The organism is Testudinibacter aquarius (assembly GCF_004342725.1).
Lineage (GTDB): Bacteria > Pseudomonadota > Gammaproteobacteria > Enterobacterales > Pasteurellaceae > Chelonobacter > Chelonobacter aquarius.
Window position 1 is genome coordinate 116,083 of sequence record NZ_SMCP01000005.1, and the last position, 15,827, is coordinate 131,909.

A 15,827-nucleotide genomic window follows, 5' to 3' on the forward strand; every position below is an offset into this window, starting at 1 on the left:
ATAAATTAACATGAATAATCAGGAGATATCAGCATGACTACATTTCATTTAGCCGGCTTTCCGCGCGTAGGCGCCAAACGTGAACTCAAATTTGCTCAAGAGCGCTACTGGCGCAAAGAGTTGGCAGAACAAGATCTGCTCGACATCGCCAAAGCGTTGCGTGAAAAAAACTGGAAACACCAAGCTGCCGCTAATGCGGATTATGTTGCCGTTGCCGATTTCACCCTCTATGATCACATTCTGGATCTGCAAGTCGCTACCGGCGCGATCCCCGCCCGTTTCGGCTTCGACAGCAGCAATCTGAGTTTAGATCAATTCTTTCAACTGGCGCGCGGCAATACACAGCAACATGCCATCGAAATGACCAAATGGTTCGACACTAACTATCACTACCTCGTGCCGGAATTCCACAAAAATACCGAATTCAAAGCTAATCCGGCGCACTATGTGCAACAACTACAAGAGGCACAAGCCCTTGGTTTGCAAGCTAAACCGACTATTGTCGGCCCACTCACCTTCTTATGGTTAGGCAAAGAAAAAGGCAAACAAACATTTAACCGATTAGATTTATTAGATAAATTATTACCGGTTTATGAAGAAATCCTGACCGCACTTGTGCAAGCCGGTGCAGAATGGATCCAAATTGACGAGCCTGCCTTAACCGTCGATTTACCGGCAGAATGGGTTGCGGCTTTCAAACCGACCTATGAAAGACTGGCAAAATTGCAAGCTAAATTATTGCTTGCGACTTACTTCGGCTCAGTTGCCGAACACGCTGACTTGCTGAAAAGCTTGCCGATTGACGGCTTGCACCTTGATTTGGTGCGTGCACCGCAACAAATCAGCGCCTTTGCTGATTATGACAAAGTGCTGTCGCTCGGAGTGATCGATGGGCGCAATATCTGGCGTGCCAACTTGAACCAGGTTTTGGATGTGGTTGAACCGTTAAAAGCCAAATTGGGGGAAAACTTATGGATTGCGCCAAGCTGTTCTTTATTGCATACCCCGTTTGATTTAGAAGTGGAAACACAATTAGACAGTGATCTCTACTCTTGGTTAGCCTTTAGCCTGCAAAAAATCCAAGAATTGAATGTGATTAAACAAGCGTTAACCAACGGACGTGACAGCGTGAAAACCGAGCTTGCCGCCAGTCAGGCTGCCGCCGATGCGCGTGCCGGTTCAACGGTGATCCACCGTCCGGAAGTGGCGGCACGTTTAGCGGCTTTACCTGCCAATGCCGACCAACGTCAATCGCCGTTTGCCGAGCGGATCAAATTGCAACAAGCGTGGTTGAAACTGCCATTATTACCAACCACCAATATCGGTTCTTTCCCGCAAACCAGTGAAATCCGTCACGCCCGAGCCAGCTTCAAAAAAGGCGCCATCTCTGCTGCTGAATATGAAGCAGCGATGAAAAAAGAGATCGCCTATGTGGTCGCACAGCAAGAAAAATTGGATCTGGACGTGTTGGTGCACGGCGAAGCAGAACGTAACGACATGGTAGAGTATTTTGGCGAACTGTTAGACGGTTTTGCCTTCACCAAATTCGGTTGGGTGCAGAGCTACGGTAGCCGCTGTGTGAAACCACCGGTAATTTTCGGCGACGTGGTGCGCCCGAATCCGATGACGGTTTCTTGGTCTACTTACGCACAAAGTTTGACGCAAAAACCGATGAAAGGGATGTTAACCGGGCCGGTCACGATTCTGCAATGGTCTTTCGTGCGTAACGACATCGAACGTTCAACCGTGTGTAAACAAATTGCCTTGGCCTTAAATGATGAAGTACTGGACTTAGAAAAAGCCGGGATCAAAATTATCCAAATCGACGAGCCGGCAATCCGTGAAGGTTTACCGCTAAAACGTGCCGACTGGAATGCATATCTGAATTGGGCGTGCGAAGCGTTCCGTTTGTCCTCTTTCGGTGCGCAAGATTCCACCCAAATTCACACTCATATGTGTTATTCCGAGTTCAACGACATTCTGCCGGCAATCGCAGGTATGGATGCAGATGTGATCACCATCGAAACCTCGCGTTCCGATATGGAATTACTGACCGCATTCGGCGATTTCAAATATCCGAACGAAATAGGCCCGGGCGTGTACGATATCCACAGCCCACGGGTGCCGACAGCCGCCGAAATCGAGCATTTGTTGCGTAAAGCGTTAGACGTTATCCCGGCTGAACGCCTGTGGGTCAACCCAGATTGCGGTCTGAAAACCCGTGCCTGGCCGGAAACCAACGCGGCACTGGAAGTGATGGTCAATGTCACCAAGAAATTACGTGCCGAATTGAATTAACTCCAGCGCTGACCGCACTTTGCATCAATATTTGTATCAATATTTGTATCAATATAAGCAAAGTGCGGCTCATTCTGCCAAAACCACCCTTAATTTAGACTATGGGTGGTTTTTTAATAGATTGGATTTTAGATCGCAAAATCCGTATGATTTTCTGGGATAACATGGGTATGTTTGGATGATCCAGTATCCAAGCCAAATTTAAGAGGTCGACGCAGATGAGCAAGAATCCAATTGAAATTTACCAGACCCAAGATGGACAAACCCAAGTCGAAGTGCGGTTTGATCAGGAAACCGTATGGCTTTCGCAGGCGCAGATGGCGGAATTATTTTCTAAAGATATCCGTACAATTAACGACCACATTCGTAATGTCTTCGATGAATCTGAACTGGACAAAGCATCAACTATCCGGAAATACCGGATAGTTCGCCAAGAAGGAAAACGTACTGTTAATCGTGACATTGAACATTACAATCTGGATATGATTATCTCTATCGGATATCGAGTAAAATCTCCACAAGGTGTTGCTTTTCGTCGCTGGGCAACCCAACGCCTGAAAGAATATCTGCTGCAAGGCTACAGCATTAACCAAGTGCGGTTGCAGCAAAATGCCGCAGAACTGGCACAGGCACTGGCATTGATTCAAAAAACTGCCGATTCTTCAGCACTAACTCTCGACAGTGGGCGGGGTTTGGTCAATATCGTCAGCCGTTATACTCAGACTTTTCTGTGGTTACAGCAATATGATGAGGGCTTGCTGCAAGACCCGCAGGGAAAACCCGGCGGCATTTTGCCATCCGTTAACGATGCAAAGTCTGCACTAGCCAATTTGAAAGCCGATTTAATCGCAAAAGGTGAAGCAACGGATTTGTTTGCACGTGAACGAGAGGACGGCTTAGCTGCCATTCTCGGTAATCTGGATCAAACTGTTTTTGGCGAGCCGGCTTATCCCAGCATTGAAAGCAAAGCGGCACACCTACTGTATTTTATTATCAAAAATCATCCGTTTTTTGATGGAAATAAACGCAGTGGGGCATTTTTATTTGTAGATTTTTTACATAAAAATGGCAAACTATTAAAATCAGACAGCCAGCCGGTGATCAACGACACCGGACTGGCGGCATTGGCACTGTTGGTGGCAGAATCTGCACCACAGCAAAAAGAGACCTTAATCCGTCTGATCATGCACATGTTGCAGCAAAACGATTAGGGGTCTGTTGACCTTAGCTCAAATTATAAACTAAGGTCAACAGATTCTAAGACAAAAACAGTTATTTTATACTCTCAAATACAGGAACTAAAACTATGTCACATCTCTCCGTTGCTAAATTCGGTGGCACCAGTGTCGCCAACTTTCCTGCGATGAATGCCTGCGCCAAAATTGTGATTGCCGATCCCAATACCCGTGTAGTGGTCTTATCCGCCTCCGCCGGTGTCACCAATATTCTGGTTGCGCTGGCAAACGGTTGCGAAACCGAACAACGCAGCCAGTATCTTGCCGAATTGCGCACGATTCAATACAACATTTTAGATGAATTAAAAAATAACAAAGTGATCAGTGAAGAGATCGATCGCCTGCTCGCCAATATCGCTTCGCTTTCCGAAGCAGCAAGTTTAGCGACCTCGCCAGCACTGACCGATGAGTTGATCAGCCACGGTGAAATGATGTCCACTTTGATTTTCGTCGAAGTGTTGCGTGAATTGCAAACCAATGCCACTTGGGTTGATGTGCGTCAATTGGTTGCCACCAACAGCAACTACGGCAAAGCCGCGCCGGACGATGCCAAAACCCAAAAGAATTGCGACAACATTTTAAAACCGTTGATCAATCGTGGCGAACTGGTGATCACGCAAGGCTTTATCGGGCGAGACCCAAAAGGCAAAACTACCACGCTCGGACGCGGTGGCAGCGATTATTCAGCTGCACTCTTGGCGGAAGTGTTGGATGCCAAAGATGTACTAATCTGGACTGATGTACCGGGCATTTACACCACCGACCCGCGTGTGGTACCGGCAGCGCAAAAAATCGACACCATGAGCTTTGCCGAAGCGGCAGAAATGGCAACCTTCGGTGCCAAAGTGTTGCACCCTGCCACCTTGTTGCCTGCAGTGCGCAGCAATATTCCGGTATATGTCGGCTCCAGCAAAGATCCGGCGGCAGGCGGCACTTGGGTCACCCGCGATCCACAGCCACGCCCGATTTTCCGTGCGATTGCGCTGCGTCGCGATCAAACCCTATTAACATTATCTAGCTTAAGCATGCTGCACGCCCAAGGCTTTTTAGCCAACGTGTTTAATATTTTAGCCAAACACAAAATTTCAGTGGACACCATCACCACTTCCGAAGTCAGCATTGCCTTAACTTTGGATAAAACCGGCTCTGCTTCTTCCGGCGCCAATATGTTATCCAACGAACTGTTGACCGAACTCAGCGAAGTCTGCAATGTGAAAGTCGATACCGGCTTGTCTTTGGTTGCGCTGATCGGCAACGATCTGCATATCACTGCCGGCGTGGCGAAACGTTTGTTTGGCACGATTGAACACTATAATGTGCGCATGGTCAGCTACGGCGCCAGCACCAACAATATCTGTCTGCTAGTCCAAAGCCAGCACGCCGACGAAGTGGTGCGCTTGTTGCACGCCGAACTGTTTGAGAAATAATCGTTTTTAAACAAAGTGCGGTTTCAGCCCTTAATTTGTACGCAAGTTAAGGGCTTTTTATCGACTAAACCACACTTTATAGTCGCTCCAATTTAGATTGATACAGCGTTGCTGCGCCTTGCCGTACTATCTGTGGCAATACCCCAATTGTTCAGTCTGTTGTGCCAACAGTGTCATCGCCTCAATTGCTTGGCGACTGTCAAATCCGGCTCGCAGCGGCGCTAAATTCAATACCGAAACCGCAAATTGTTTGGTGTTCATAACATCATCCTAAACGGTGGTTTATCACAGCAGACCCTATTATACATCTTTCGAATTCAAGAGAAAAAATCTTAAAAAATCACATTTTGCACATTCGTTTCTTTATCTTAGCGATGAAGCTGTTATCATATGTGCCGTTATTTTTCTCTTTTCGATGGTAATCCGTTATGTCTCAACTCAGCCAAACGTTACAAACCCAACTCATTGAAATCGTACGCAACGACGTCGTGCCGGCGCTCGGCTGTACCGAGCCGATCTCATTGGCATTAGCCTCTGCGGTTGCAGCCAAATATCTTGCCGCCAAACCGCAGCGAATCGAAGCTAAAGTGTCGCCGAATTTAATGAAAAACGGTTTGGGGGTTGCCGTACCGGGCACCGGTATGGTCGGACTGCCGATTGCAGCAGCGATTGGCGCCTTGGGCGGTGATCCGGACGGTAAACTGGAAGTGTTAAAAAATATTACTGCGGAACAAATTTCCGAGGCTAAACAACTGTTAATCGATCAAAAAGTGACGGTCGGGATTAAAGAAACCGAACAAATTCTCTATTCCGAAGCGACGCTGTTTCACAACGATGATTGGGTCAAAGTGTGCATTCAAGATAACCACACCAATATTATTTCAATTGAAAAAAATGGCAAAATGATCTACCAAAGTGCGGGACGCCAAGCCTGTACCTCGGAAAACGAATATCTGATTTTTGAACAGCTGAATGCGCAAGATCTGTTTGATTTTTCCGTAGCCGTTGATCTGGAAAAAATCGCTTTTATTTTAGCAGCAGCACGCTTGAATACCGCACTTTCAAAAGAAGGATTGAACAAAAACTACGGACTGCATATCGGGCGCACATTACAAAAACACGTCGGCAGCGGTTTGATGTCGGACGATTTGTTAAGCCGAGTGATTATCCAAACCACCGCGGCCTCCGATGCGCGCATGGGTGGCGCCACCTTGCCGGCAATGAGCAATTCCGGTTCGGGCAATCAAGGGATTGCTGCGACCATGCCTGTGGTCGTGGTTGCCGATTACTTGAACGCTGATGAAGAAAGACTGACTCGTGCGCTGTTTTTATCGCACTTAATGGCAATTTATATCCACAGTAAGCTGCCTAAACTGTCGGCACTTTGTGCCGTCACCACAGCCTCGATGGGCAGTTGTGCCGGAATTGCCTGGTTGCTGACCGGAAAATTTGAAACCGTCAGTATGGCGATTTGCAGTATGATCGGCGACATCAGCGGGATTATCTGCGATGGTGCGGCAAACAGTTGTGCGATGAAAGTCTCGACCAGTGTTTCCAGTGGTTATAAATCAGTGCTGATGGCGATGGATAACAGCCATGTGACCGGCGATGAAGGCATTGTCGAATATGATATCGATGCCACCATCAACAACTTGTGTGCCATCGCTTCACGCAGTATGCTCTATACCGATAAACAGGTGATTGAAATTATGGTCAGCAAGCCGAAACGCTAATCAGTGTCTACACCCTTTCCTGTTGTTTTGACAGTTGCATAATTTTATAGAACATCTGTTTAAACAACAGAGGAATCGAATTGGCTCCGCGTTTTTCCATTTCATCCGACAAGGCAAGCGCTAAGTCAGGTTTGGAAGATCGTTGGATTGCCCGTTGGATAATTTTGCTTATCACTTGATTACGCTGCGGAATATGGTTGGCAAGGCGGTAAAATACATTTTCAAAGCCTTCGCTGTAGAAAAAATGTTCAATATCTCTTTTTGGTAGCGTCAGCAAGCGGCTATGCACCGATTCATTTGCTTCAAGCAGATTTTTTACCGTATCGGAATATTTCCAACCGGCACTATCGCCATCAGTCAACACAAACCATTCAATACCCATTTTTTTGCAATATTTAATCAACGGGCGTAATCCGCTTTGGGCAAATTCAATGATCCGAATCCCTTCCATTTCCAGATTAATATTCAGCAGATGTGCCAATTCAGTCAAAATCCAGACTTCAGTTTCGCCTTCAACCATCAGCCAAATGCGTGAAAACAGTGCCAAACTGCGGTTATAATGCACATGAAAGCTGAGGCGGCGCATATCTTCCTTGCCTAGATCACGGCGTGACAGTTGAAACGCTTTGGTTTGGTTTTCATAACGAACTAAGCGACAAATATGTTCCAAACGGACGTACGCCAACAGTTCCACCGAGTTGCTGGTGGTGATCCGTTGAATCGGCAAATGGCTGGCAAGTTCCCAACCGATCGCCACCATTCGAGGATGTAGGCGAGTTTCTAAATCTTCAAACAGGATAATCGGGCGAGTTTGCTTGCTGAAACGAATTCCTTTGCCACGCTCGAACATTGAGGATAGATAAAACAAGACCCGTTTTTTTAGATTACCGCTTTTATCCTGCATCAGCCGCTGCGACAACGATTTGACCTGTCCCCACATTTTGCTGGTTTCACGCATTTTTTGTTGCCACAGTAGGCGATCCTGATTATCCAAAAAATAGTATTGCAACAACAATGCTACCGAGCGGATTTCCTCTTGCAGCACATCACCTTCACATTCACCTTTGATGCAAAACGGACGAATAGTGTGATAGTGTCGCTGTAAACGGGCATCACGGAAGCGAAATACCGGATGGCGTGAAATAATCAATAAAATCAGTTTTTTGGCGTTTTTCAGCTGAATTTGATCGCCGGCGGCATTCAAAAAGGAGTATTCGGTTGTGGTTTTTCCGGCTCTCAATTCGCCGCTGATCCGCAGATAAATCCGGGCATAACCGTCTTCATGCTCGGAAAACAGCTGTCGATACTGCCGACACTGCCGCTGCTCTTTTTCACAATGCTGGCTCTCGCTGAAAGTAAACAGCACCATACAGTTGTGATTGCGTTGCGGCACAGCGCTTTCATCGGATAACTCTTGGTACTCTTCTGCTGCCAGATGAAAATCACTGGCTTTAAATTGATATAACCGCTTTTCCGGGTTGAGCACCAGGCTCAAGATATCCAATAAGCTGGATTTTCCCCACGCATTTTCGCCGATCAACACCATATTGGATCGCAGTTGCAAAGATAAGCGATTCAAACCTCTAAAACCTACCACATCAACCTGTTTCAAATACATCTTGACCTCGTTTGCGAATATCCGTCGGTTACCTACTAACTTGCTAAAAAATAGCTTACTAAAAAAAGTGCGGTCTGAATATGCGTAACGCTATCTTTTTCGCTATAATCTTCGCTCGCAGCAGAAAGAGGTGGTTATGATTGAAGGCTTATTGATCGTATTAGGACCGATGTTTTTCGGTTATTTAATTAAAACAACAAACAGAAAATGGTTGAATCGAATTAACAAAGCCGTGATGGCACTGCTGTATTTAATTTTATTGATTATGGGACTCTCTTTAGGACAAATGGATGATCTTGCGGTGCAACTGCCGATTATTGCGTTGTCCGCTTTCACGTTTATCAGCCTGATACTGGGATTAAATCTGCTGGCGCTGCTGATTTACGACAAAATCTCGCCACGTCCACTAAGCCACCATAGCGAACAGATGCCATCTCGCCTACGCTTGATGCTGGATTCACTGCTGATGTCCTCGATGGTGTTACTGGGTTTTATTTTAGGACTGTTCAGCAAAGGACATTTGAATATACCACTGAACAGCAGCACTTATGTCTTGCTTGCGCTGATTTTTTTAATCGGGATTCAATTACGCAACAACGGCATTGCACTGCGTGAGGTGCTGTTTAATAAACGGGGAATTTACACGGCGATACTGGTTACCGCCAGCGCCTTGCTCGGTGGAGTTTTGGCTGCAATAATATTGGATTTGCCGATTTCACAAGGTTTAGCGATCGCCTCCGGCATCGGTTGGTACTCTTTATCGAGTGTGATGATCAATGATGCTTGGGGCCCGGTTTTCGGCAGTATCGCCTTTTTTAATGATCTGTCACGAGAAATCCTCAGCCTGTTTTTAGTGCCGTTTTTTATGCAGCAGCACCGCTCTACTGCGGTTGGCATCACTGGCGCAACCGCACTTGACTGCACCTTACCGGTCATTCAACGTTCCGGCGGCATGCAAGTTGTACCGCTGGCGATTAGCTACGGATTTATCATCAATATCTTGGTGCCAATTTTATTAGTCTTTTTTATCAATTTATAGCCATAACAAAAGACCGCCGTTTTCCTCGACGGTCTTATCAACATCACCTTATCTAAGTCCAAGGCTTATCCACCTTTGCGCAGCGTTTCCAATTCATCCAGCAATTGCAAAATCAGTGCGGTGGCAGGAACACTGGCTTCAAAATCACGACTGATTCGGTGCGCACGGCGAATTCGCGACAGTTGAAAACCGCTATAACTCGCCTGTTGCGGCTTGCCGTGAACCGAGATGATCTCCTCTTCAATCACACTGACCACCCAATCGATATTATTGTCGCAGGCGCACACGATCTCTTCAAAAGTCAGTTGAATATCTTGTTGTTCGGTCATCATCGTCCTCCTTAAGCTTGGTAATAATCGGCTAGCTGCTGCCAAGCGGCTTTATCCGCATCACTGTCGGCAGGCGGCAACACAATATTCAGCAACAAATACAAATCACCGGCTTCTTTATTCGGAATGCCTTTGCCTTTCAAGCGCAAACTTTGTGCATTACGGCTGTTAGCAGGAATATTCAGGTTAAATTTGCCCGCGATGGTTTCCAACTCTATTTTGCCGCCGAGCGCTGCAGTCCAAGGCATAATATCAATGCGTTGATACACGTCTTTACGTTGATCCACATACAAGCGATCCGATTGATGAAAGCGAATTTTCAGGTATAAATCGCCGTGTTCGCCGCCATTAAACCCCGGCAATCCTTGCCCACGCAAACGAATTTGCTGCCCTTCAATAATCCCTTTCGGAATCTTGACTTGCAACGTTTTGCGCTCATAGCTCATCTGTCCGTCGGCGGTCAAAGTTGGCATATCCAAGCTTAAGCTACGATCACTGCCGTGATAAGCTGTACTAATATCAATGCTCAGTTCAGCATGTTGATCCTCGCCTTTGCTGGGTCCGCTCGGGCGAGAAGCCTGTCCACGCCTGCCGGCACTGCCAAAGGCTGAAAAGATGTCGTCAAAACGGAAATCGCCACTACCGAAAGGTTGCCCGTCGCCGAAATGGCTGCCTGAAAAATCATGCGATTCATATCCGTAGCGACGTGGATCAAAATTTGCACCTTGATTAGTACGCCCGGCAAATGGATTTTCCAGCATTGCATCATATTCGGCACGCTTTTCTGTATCTTTCAGAGTTTCATAAGCCACATTGATTTCGCTGGTTTTCTGGTCAGCATCTGCTTCGGTACTAATATCCGGGTGGTATTTTCGCACTAATTTGCGGTAGGCTTTCTTGATGTCGTTAGCGCTGGCATCTTTCGCCACCCCCAACACCTCATAATAATTTTTACTTGCCATTTCACTCTCCTTCAACAGTAGTAAGCACCGGTAAAAGTTTGTTTGCCAAAATAGCATAGCGCCATTTGTTTTTTGTCGCAATGGGATTATCCGACTGTGACGGCAGCTAAAATCAAGATAACTACGCGGTTAACAAAAAGGGCGAATCTAAATTGATCCGCCCTAAGCATAAAAAACTCGCTGATTATAGCGCTTCGATATTCAAATACTGCGCTTTAAGTTTTTCCATACCGTCTTGATATTCCGCCATTTTTGACCGCTCTTTGTCGATTACCGCTGCCGGGGCTTTGGCGACAAAGCCCTCGTTTGACAGTTTATTTTCGATACGGCTGATTTCACCTTGCAAGCGCTCAATCTCTTTGTATAAACGTGCTAATTCAGCGGTTTTATCAATAAAGCCCGCCATCGGTACCAGCAGCTCGCAACCGCCAACCAGCTTCGCCACCGACAATGGCGCAGCTTCGCCTTGTGCCACTAGTTGCACCGAATCCAACTTCGCCATATTTTGCAGTAAAGTGTGGTTTTTGGCTAAACAAGCCGCTTCGCACTCATTTAAATTCCGCAACAACAGATCCAACCCTTTACTCGGTGGAATATTTTTCTCGGCTCGGATATTGCGCACATTGACGATAATCTCTTTCAGCCACTCAATTTCATCCAGTGCAGTTTGATCAACTAATGCCGCATCATAACTTGGGAACGGCTGCAACATAATGGTTTCGCCAACTACCCCAACCAAGCCTTTCGCCCGTTGCCAAATCTCTTCGGTGATAAACGGAATAATCGGATGTGCTAAGCGCAGCAGACTTTCCAGCACGGTTAATAAAGTGTGGCGAGTGCCACGTTGCTGCGCGTTGCTGCCGTTGTTAAAGACCGGTTTGGTCAATTCCAGATACCAGTCGCAGAACTGATTCCAGGTGAATTCATACAGAATATTCGCTGCTAAATCAAAACGATAACTATCTAACGCCTGACGGAACGCCTGCACCGTATTGTTGTATTCGGCTAAGATCCAACGATCCGCCAGTGACAATTCTTTTTCGCCGTCGCCAAAACCGCACTCTTTGCCTTCGGCATTCATCAACACAAAACGGCTGGCATTCCATAATTTATTACAGAAATTACGGTAACCTTCCAGGCGGTTCATATCCCAATTGATATCACGTCCATTTGACGCTAGTGCGCTCAAGGTGAAGCGCAACGCATCGGTGCCGTGTTGGTTGATACCGTTCGGGAACGCTTTGCGCGTAGCGTTTTCAATTTTCTGCGCCAGCTGCGGCTGCATCATATTGCCGGTACGTTTTTCCACTAAGGCTTGCAAATCAATACCGTCGATCATATCTAACGGATCGATCACATTCCCCTTCGATTTCGACATTTTTTGTCCGCTTTCATCACGGATCAAACCGGTAACATACACGGTTTTGAACGGGACTTGCGGCTTGCCGTCTTTGTCTTTGATAAAGTGCATGGTGAACATAATCATTCTGGCAACCCAGAAGAAGATGATATCAAAGCCGGTGATCAATACACTAGTCGGGTGGAACATCGCCAAATCCGGGGTTTGCTTCGGCCAACCCAAGGTGGAAAACGTCCACAAACCGGAGGAGAACCAAGTGTCCAGCACATCATCGTCTTGGTGCAATGCAACATCAGCGCTCAAATTGTATTTCGACCGCACTTCGGCTTCATCGCGCGCCACATACACCTTACCGCTCTCGTCGTACCACGCCGGAATACGGTGTCCCCACCACAATTGGCGCGAAATACACCAATCTTGAATATCGCGCATCCACGAGAAATACAGGTTTTCATACTGTTTCGGCACAAATTGAATCTCGCCGTCTTCGACTGCACGAATCGCCTCTTTTGCCAATGGCGCCACGCTGACATACCATTGATCGGTCAGCATCGGTTCAATCGGCACGCCGCCACGGTCACCATACGGCACTTTTAAGTCATGTGGTTTAATTTGATCCAGTAAGCCCAGTTCTTCAAACTCGGCAACCAACTGTTTACGCGCCGCAAAACGCTCTAAGCCACGATAATTTTCCGGAATAAAGGCTTGGTAATCGGTATTGGCTTTACCGTCACTATTCAACACTTCCGCTTGTTCACGGATATCCGCATTCAGGGTCAATACATTCACCATCGGTAAATTATGACGTTTGCCGACTTCATAGTCGTTGAAATCGTGTGCCGGTGTGATTTTCACAACACCGGTGCCAAACTCACGATCAACATAATCATCAGCGATAATCGGAATTTCACGCTTGGCAAGCGGCAGCAACACGGTTTTACCGATTAAGGATTGATAGCGCTCGTCTTCCGGGTGCACCGCCACCGCGGTATCGCCCAATACGGTTTCAGGGCGCGTGGTCGCCACTACCAAGTAGTCCAACCCGTCCGCCGTTTTTGCGCCGTTTGCCAACGGATAACGGAAGTGCCACAAACTACCTTTACTCTCTTTGTTTTCCACTTCCAAATCGGAAATCGCGGTGTGCAGCTTCGGATCCCAATTCACCAAACGCTTGCCTCGATAAATTAAGCCCTCTTCATGCAAACGCACAAACACCTCTTTCACTGCATCGGATAAGCCGTCGTCCATCGTAAAACGTTCGCGATCCCAATCGACTGAATTACCGATACGCCGCATTTGCTGGCTGATCGTACCACCCGACTCCGCTTTCCATTGCCAAATGCGATCAATAAAGGTTTCACGCGTAAAATCATGCCGTGTTTTGCCTTCTTCCGCCGCAATTTTGCGTTCAACCACCATTTGCGTCGCAATGCCGGCGTGATCCGTCCCCGCCTGCCACAAGGTATTATCGCCCTGCATACGGTGATAACGAATCAAGGTATCCATTAATGTCTGCTGGAACGCATGTCCCATATGCAAACTGCCGGTGACATTCGGCGGCGGAATCGCAATGCTGTAACTCGGACGAGAACGATCTTCCGACGGTTTAAAATAGCCGCTTTCTTCCCAATGTTTATACAGCGTTTGTTCTACTGCCGATGCTTCGAAGCGATCCGGCATTTCAAAGGTTTTTATCATAGGTTTCTCTATCTTATTGATTAACAATATTAGGATTGTTTTCTTTTAGAATAAAAATACTCGGCTATTTTCTCTTGTACTTTTAATTCGCGTTGTTCGAAATTTTCAATTTCTTGTTTTAATTCATTAAGCAATTCTTGCTCTGATGGCAAATACATCTGATATCGACTGGCAAAAATCTGATTTTGATTTTCCGGTAAGGTAAATTTTACCATCGAATCATTTTTATCTGCACACAGCAAAATTCCAATTGTTGGATTTTCATGCCGTAATTTTTCTACACGATCAAAATAATTCACATACATCTGTAATTGCCCAATATCTTGGTGAGTTAATTTATGTGTTTTAATTTCAATAAGCACAAAGCATTGTAATAAGCGATTATAAAATACCAAATCGACAAAAAACTCATCACCGTCCAGATGTAAGCGTTTTTGACGTGCGACAAAGGAAAAACCATTTCCCATTTCTAGCAAAAAATCTTGTAGATTGCTAATAATCGCCTGTTCTAAATCTTTTTCATAATAAGCAGTTTCGCGTTTTAATCCTAAAAACTCCAAAATCATTGGATCTTTAATAATTTCTTTCGGATCAATTGGATACTGCTGATTTCGAGCAACCGCCAATACACTGTCCTTGTCGTTACTCAACAATAAACGCTCATACAACTGGCTATTAATCTGGCGTTCAAGTTGGCGTGAACTCCAGTTATTTTTGGCATATTCGGCAAGGTAATACTCACGTTTATCCGCATTTTCAAACGGCAATAATAACTTATAATGCGTCCAACTCAATTGCGTCCGCAGTGCGGACGCAATTGGAAATAAGCGGAAAAATTGGCGATAACGTTCTAGTTGGCGACGAGAAAAACCGCTTCCAAACTCCGGTTGCAGTTGCTCGGAAAGATAACGAATCAAATAACTGCCATAATCCGCTCGCTCTTGCCCAAGCTGCTCTTCTTCAAAAATACGTTTACCAATATGCCAATACATCAAGGTGCGTTGGTGATCAACAACTCGAATCGCTTGTTCGCGCGATTGATGAATGATCAGCTTAACATCGGTAATCATATTCTGTGAAATGAGCATTATTTGTCTCTACTAATTTAGATATGCAAAATCACGAAACTTGCTGTGTCGTCAATTCAAATCCCAGCTGACGATACTGTTTATAGCGCTCACGTGCTTGAATTTTGGCTTGTTCTTCAACTGGTACGAAATCAATCACCTGATTAAAGCTGTTGGCAAAATCGGGAACCGCACTTTGCAGTGAAATCAGCAGATCGCGCCGTTGGCTATTGCGTTTGCCGAGCCAACTGATTTCAATTGGGGTGGCATAAGTGGTGATTTCGCCGGACAAATTATGCGGCACGAACTGTTCCGGATCACGCTGCCATAACGCTTCGTCCAGCAGCAACGCCTGTTGTTCCGTTTCACAGGCAATCAACACCCGTTTGCCCAAGCGCCACGCATCAGCTGCCAAATCACAGCTCAGCGCTTCTTGCGCATTCAGTTCCGAATCCGCTTTTTCCGCCTGCAAAAGATAAAATTGTGCTTGTTTCACCACTCGTTGCCCTATTTTTTGTATTCAAGCTTCAGTTATAAGCTTCCGTATTCAAGATTCAAGTATTTCGATGCCTTGATTATCGCCTGAAATAAACGGTTAATTTTAGCGAAAAAAGCGTCGTAACGAAAGGAGAAAATATAAGTCGGAATATAAAACAAAAAGTGCGGTCGTAAAAAAATCGCCACCTTATCAATGACAAGATGGCGATTCTGTTCTTTTTAAATCAAATGAAGTGTCAAGCGATTGTATCTCGGATTTGCTCTAGATCATAATCACTCGGGATAACCTCCACCGGATTGACTTTCGCTAAAATCCCTTCCAGCTTTTTAGTCGGACGACATTGTGAAACTACTGCGCTTCCTAACGCAACAGAACGATATTTTGCCTTATTCAGTGCCACACAAATCTGTTCAGCATCCTGTTCCGATGCACATTCAAATTTCCGCACGACTAAAGGTGCAAGCGCCATGACAACCTCCTTTATATAATTAATTTAAAGATAATAGAAAATAGGCAACGCTAACTATACACCATTTTTTGCTTAAATTTATAGCTAAAACCG

Annotated in this window: 13 protein-coding genes; 5 read left to right on the forward strand and 8 right to left on the reverse strand. The window is 45.9% G+C overall.

Annotated elements, in window-relative coordinates:
- Window positions 1-33 precede the first annotated feature (33 nt).
- From metE to lysC, 3 genes are all read left to right on the forward strand, one after another.
- On the forward strand, window positions 34-2,298 hold the full coding sequence (gene metE / locus EDC16_RS06625) for a 5-methyltetrahydropteroyltriglutamate--homocysteine S-methyltransferase (RefSeq protein ID WP_132966666.1): 2,265 nt from the start codon (window positions 34-36) through the stop codon (window positions 2,296-2,298).
- Between the two features lie 218 nt (window positions 2,299-2,516).
- Complete coding sequence (locus tag EDC16_RS06630; protein ID WP_132966668.1) at window positions 2,517-3,509, forward strand: virulence RhuM family protein/type II toxin-antitoxin system death-on-curing family toxin; 993 nt, start codon at window positions 2,517-2,519, stop codon at window positions 3,507-3,509.
- A gap of 95 nt (window positions 3,510-3,604) precedes the next feature.
- The gene (gene lysC, locus EDC16_RS06635) at window positions 3,605-4,960 is read left to right on the forward strand and encodes a lysine-sensitive aspartokinase 3 (RefSeq protein WP_132966670.1); all 1,356 of its coding nucleotides are present in this window, start codon (window positions 3,605-3,607) and stop codon (window positions 4,958-4,960) included.
- A gap of 126 nt (window positions 4,961-5,086) precedes the next feature.
- Here lysC and EDC16_RS12900 read toward each other — a convergent pair whose 3' ends face one another.
- Complete coding sequence (locus tag EDC16_RS12900) at window positions 5,087-5,221, reverse strand: hypothetical protein (RefSeq protein WP_255296797.1); 135 nt, start codon at window positions 5,219-5,221, stop codon at window positions 5,087-5,089.
- Window positions 5,222-5,388: 167 nt separating this feature from the next.
- On the opposite strand from EDC16_RS12900, the gene EDC16_RS06645 reads away from it, so the two are divergent.
- The gene (locus EDC16_RS06645; protein WP_132966672.1) at window positions 5,389-6,693 is read left to right on the forward strand and encodes an L-cysteine desulfidase family protein; all 1,305 of its coding nucleotides are present in this window, start codon (window positions 5,389-5,391) and stop codon (window positions 6,691-6,693) included.
- Between the two features lie 7 nt (window positions 6,694-6,700).
- On the opposite strand, the gene EDC16_RS06650 is transcribed toward EDC16_RS06645, so the two are convergent.
- Complete coding sequence (locus EDC16_RS06650) at window positions 6,701-8,311, reverse strand: DUF2813 domain-containing protein (protein ID WP_132966674.1); 1,611 nt, start codon at window positions 8,309-8,311, stop codon at window positions 6,701-6,703.
- Window positions 8,312-8,447: 136 nt separating this feature from the next.
- On the opposite strand from EDC16_RS06650, the gene EDC16_RS06655 reads away from it, so the two are divergent.
- Window positions 8,448-9,350, forward strand: coding sequence for a LysO family transporter (locus tag EDC16_RS06655; protein WP_132966676.1), 903 nt, complete (start codon window positions 8,448-8,450; stop codon window positions 9,348-9,350).
- A 65-nt stretch (window positions 9,351-9,415) separates the two neighbouring features.
- Here EDC16_RS06655 and EDC16_RS06660 read toward each other — a convergent pair whose 3' ends face one another.
- The 6 genes from EDC16_RS06660 to EDC16_RS06685 all read right to left on the reverse strand — a co-directional run bounded on the left by EDC16_RS06660 (window position 9,416) and on the right by EDC16_RS06685 (window position 15,734).
- Window positions 9,416-9,682 carry a chaperone modulator CbpM gene (locus tag EDC16_RS06660; protein ID WP_232517288.1) on the reverse strand — a complete coding sequence of 89 codons (267 nt, stop codon included), beginning with the start codon at window positions 9,680-9,682 and terminating at the stop codon, window positions 9,416-9,418.
- An 8-nt stretch (window positions 9,683-9,690) separates the two neighbouring features.
- On the reverse strand, window positions 9,691-10,641 hold the full coding sequence (locus EDC16_RS06665) for a DnaJ C-terminal domain-containing protein (RefSeq protein ID WP_132966678.1): 951 nt from the start codon (window positions 10,639-10,641) through the stop codon (window positions 9,691-9,693).
- Between the two features lie 184 nt (window positions 10,642-10,825).
- Entirely contained in the window at window positions 10,826-13,681 is a 2,856-nt protein-coding gene (locus EDC16_RS06670) for a valine--tRNA ligase (protein WP_165894217.1), read from the reverse strand.
- Between the two features lie 47 nt (window positions 13,682-13,728).
- The gene (locus EDC16_RS06675; protein ID WP_132966682.1) at window positions 13,729-14,787 is read right to left on the reverse strand and encodes a PDDEXK nuclease domain-containing protein; all 1,059 of its coding nucleotides are present in this window, start codon (window positions 14,785-14,787) and stop codon (window positions 13,729-13,731) included.
- Window positions 14,788-14,818: 31 nt separating this feature from the next.
- On the reverse strand, window positions 14,819-15,262 hold the full coding sequence (locus EDC16_RS06680) for a DNA polymerase III subunit chi (RefSeq protein WP_132966921.1): 444 nt from the start codon (window positions 15,260-15,262) through the stop codon (window positions 14,819-14,821).
- A 238-nt stretch (window positions 15,263-15,500) separates the two neighbouring features.
- Window positions 15,501-15,734 carry a hypothetical protein gene (locus EDC16_RS06685; protein WP_132966684.1) on the reverse strand — a complete coding sequence of 78 codons (234 nt, stop codon included), beginning with the start codon at window positions 15,732-15,734 and terminating at the stop codon, window positions 15,501-15,503.
- Window positions 15,735-15,827 lie beyond the last annotated feature (93 nt).

Coding starts and splice junctions, on each gene's coding strand:
- EDC16_RS06670 (WP_165894217.1), bottom strand. CDS start 13,681: ATGCCGGATCGCTTCGAAGCATCGGCAGTAGAACAAACGCTGTATAAA.
- EDC16_RS06655 (WP_132966676.1), top strand. CDS start 8,448: ATGATTGAAGGCTTATTGATCGTATTAGGACCGATGTTTTTCGGTTAT.
- EDC16_RS06665 (WP_132966678.1), bottom strand. CDS start 10,641: ATGGCAAGTAAAAATTATTATGAGGTGTTGGGGGTGGCGAAAGATGCC.
- lysC (WP_132966670.1), top strand. CDS start 3,605: ATGTCACATCTCTCCGTTGCTAAATTCGGTGGCACCAGTGTCGCCAAC.
- EDC16_RS06630 (WP_132966668.1), top strand. CDS start 2,517: ATGAGCAAGAATCCAATTGAAATTTACCAGACCCAAGATGGACAAACC.
- EDC16_RS06685 (WP_132966684.1), bottom strand. CDS start 15,734: ATGGCGCTTGCACCTTTAGTCGTGCGGAAATTTGAATGTGCATCGGAA.
- EDC16_RS06650 (WP_132966674.1), bottom strand. CDS start 8,311: ATGTATTTGAAACAGGTTGATGTGGTAGGTTTTAGAGGTTTGAATCGC.
- metE (WP_132966666.1), top strand. CDS start 34: ATGACTACATTTCATTTAGCCGGCTTTCCGCGCGTAGGCGCCAAACGT.
- EDC16_RS06660 (WP_232517288.1), bottom strand. CDS start 9,682: ATGATGACCGAACAACAAGATATTCAACTGACTTTTGAAGAGATCGTG.
- EDC16_RS12900 (WP_255296797.1), bottom strand. CDS start 5,221: ATGAACACCAAACAATTTGCGGTTTCGGTATTGAATTTAGCGCCGCTG.
- EDC16_RS06675 (WP_132966682.1), bottom strand. CDS start 14,787: ATGCTCATTTCACAGAATATGATTACCGATGTTAAGCTGATCATTCAT.
- EDC16_RS06645 (WP_132966672.1), top strand. CDS start 5,389: ATGTCTCAACTCAGCCAAACGTTACAAACCCAACTCATTGAAATCGTA.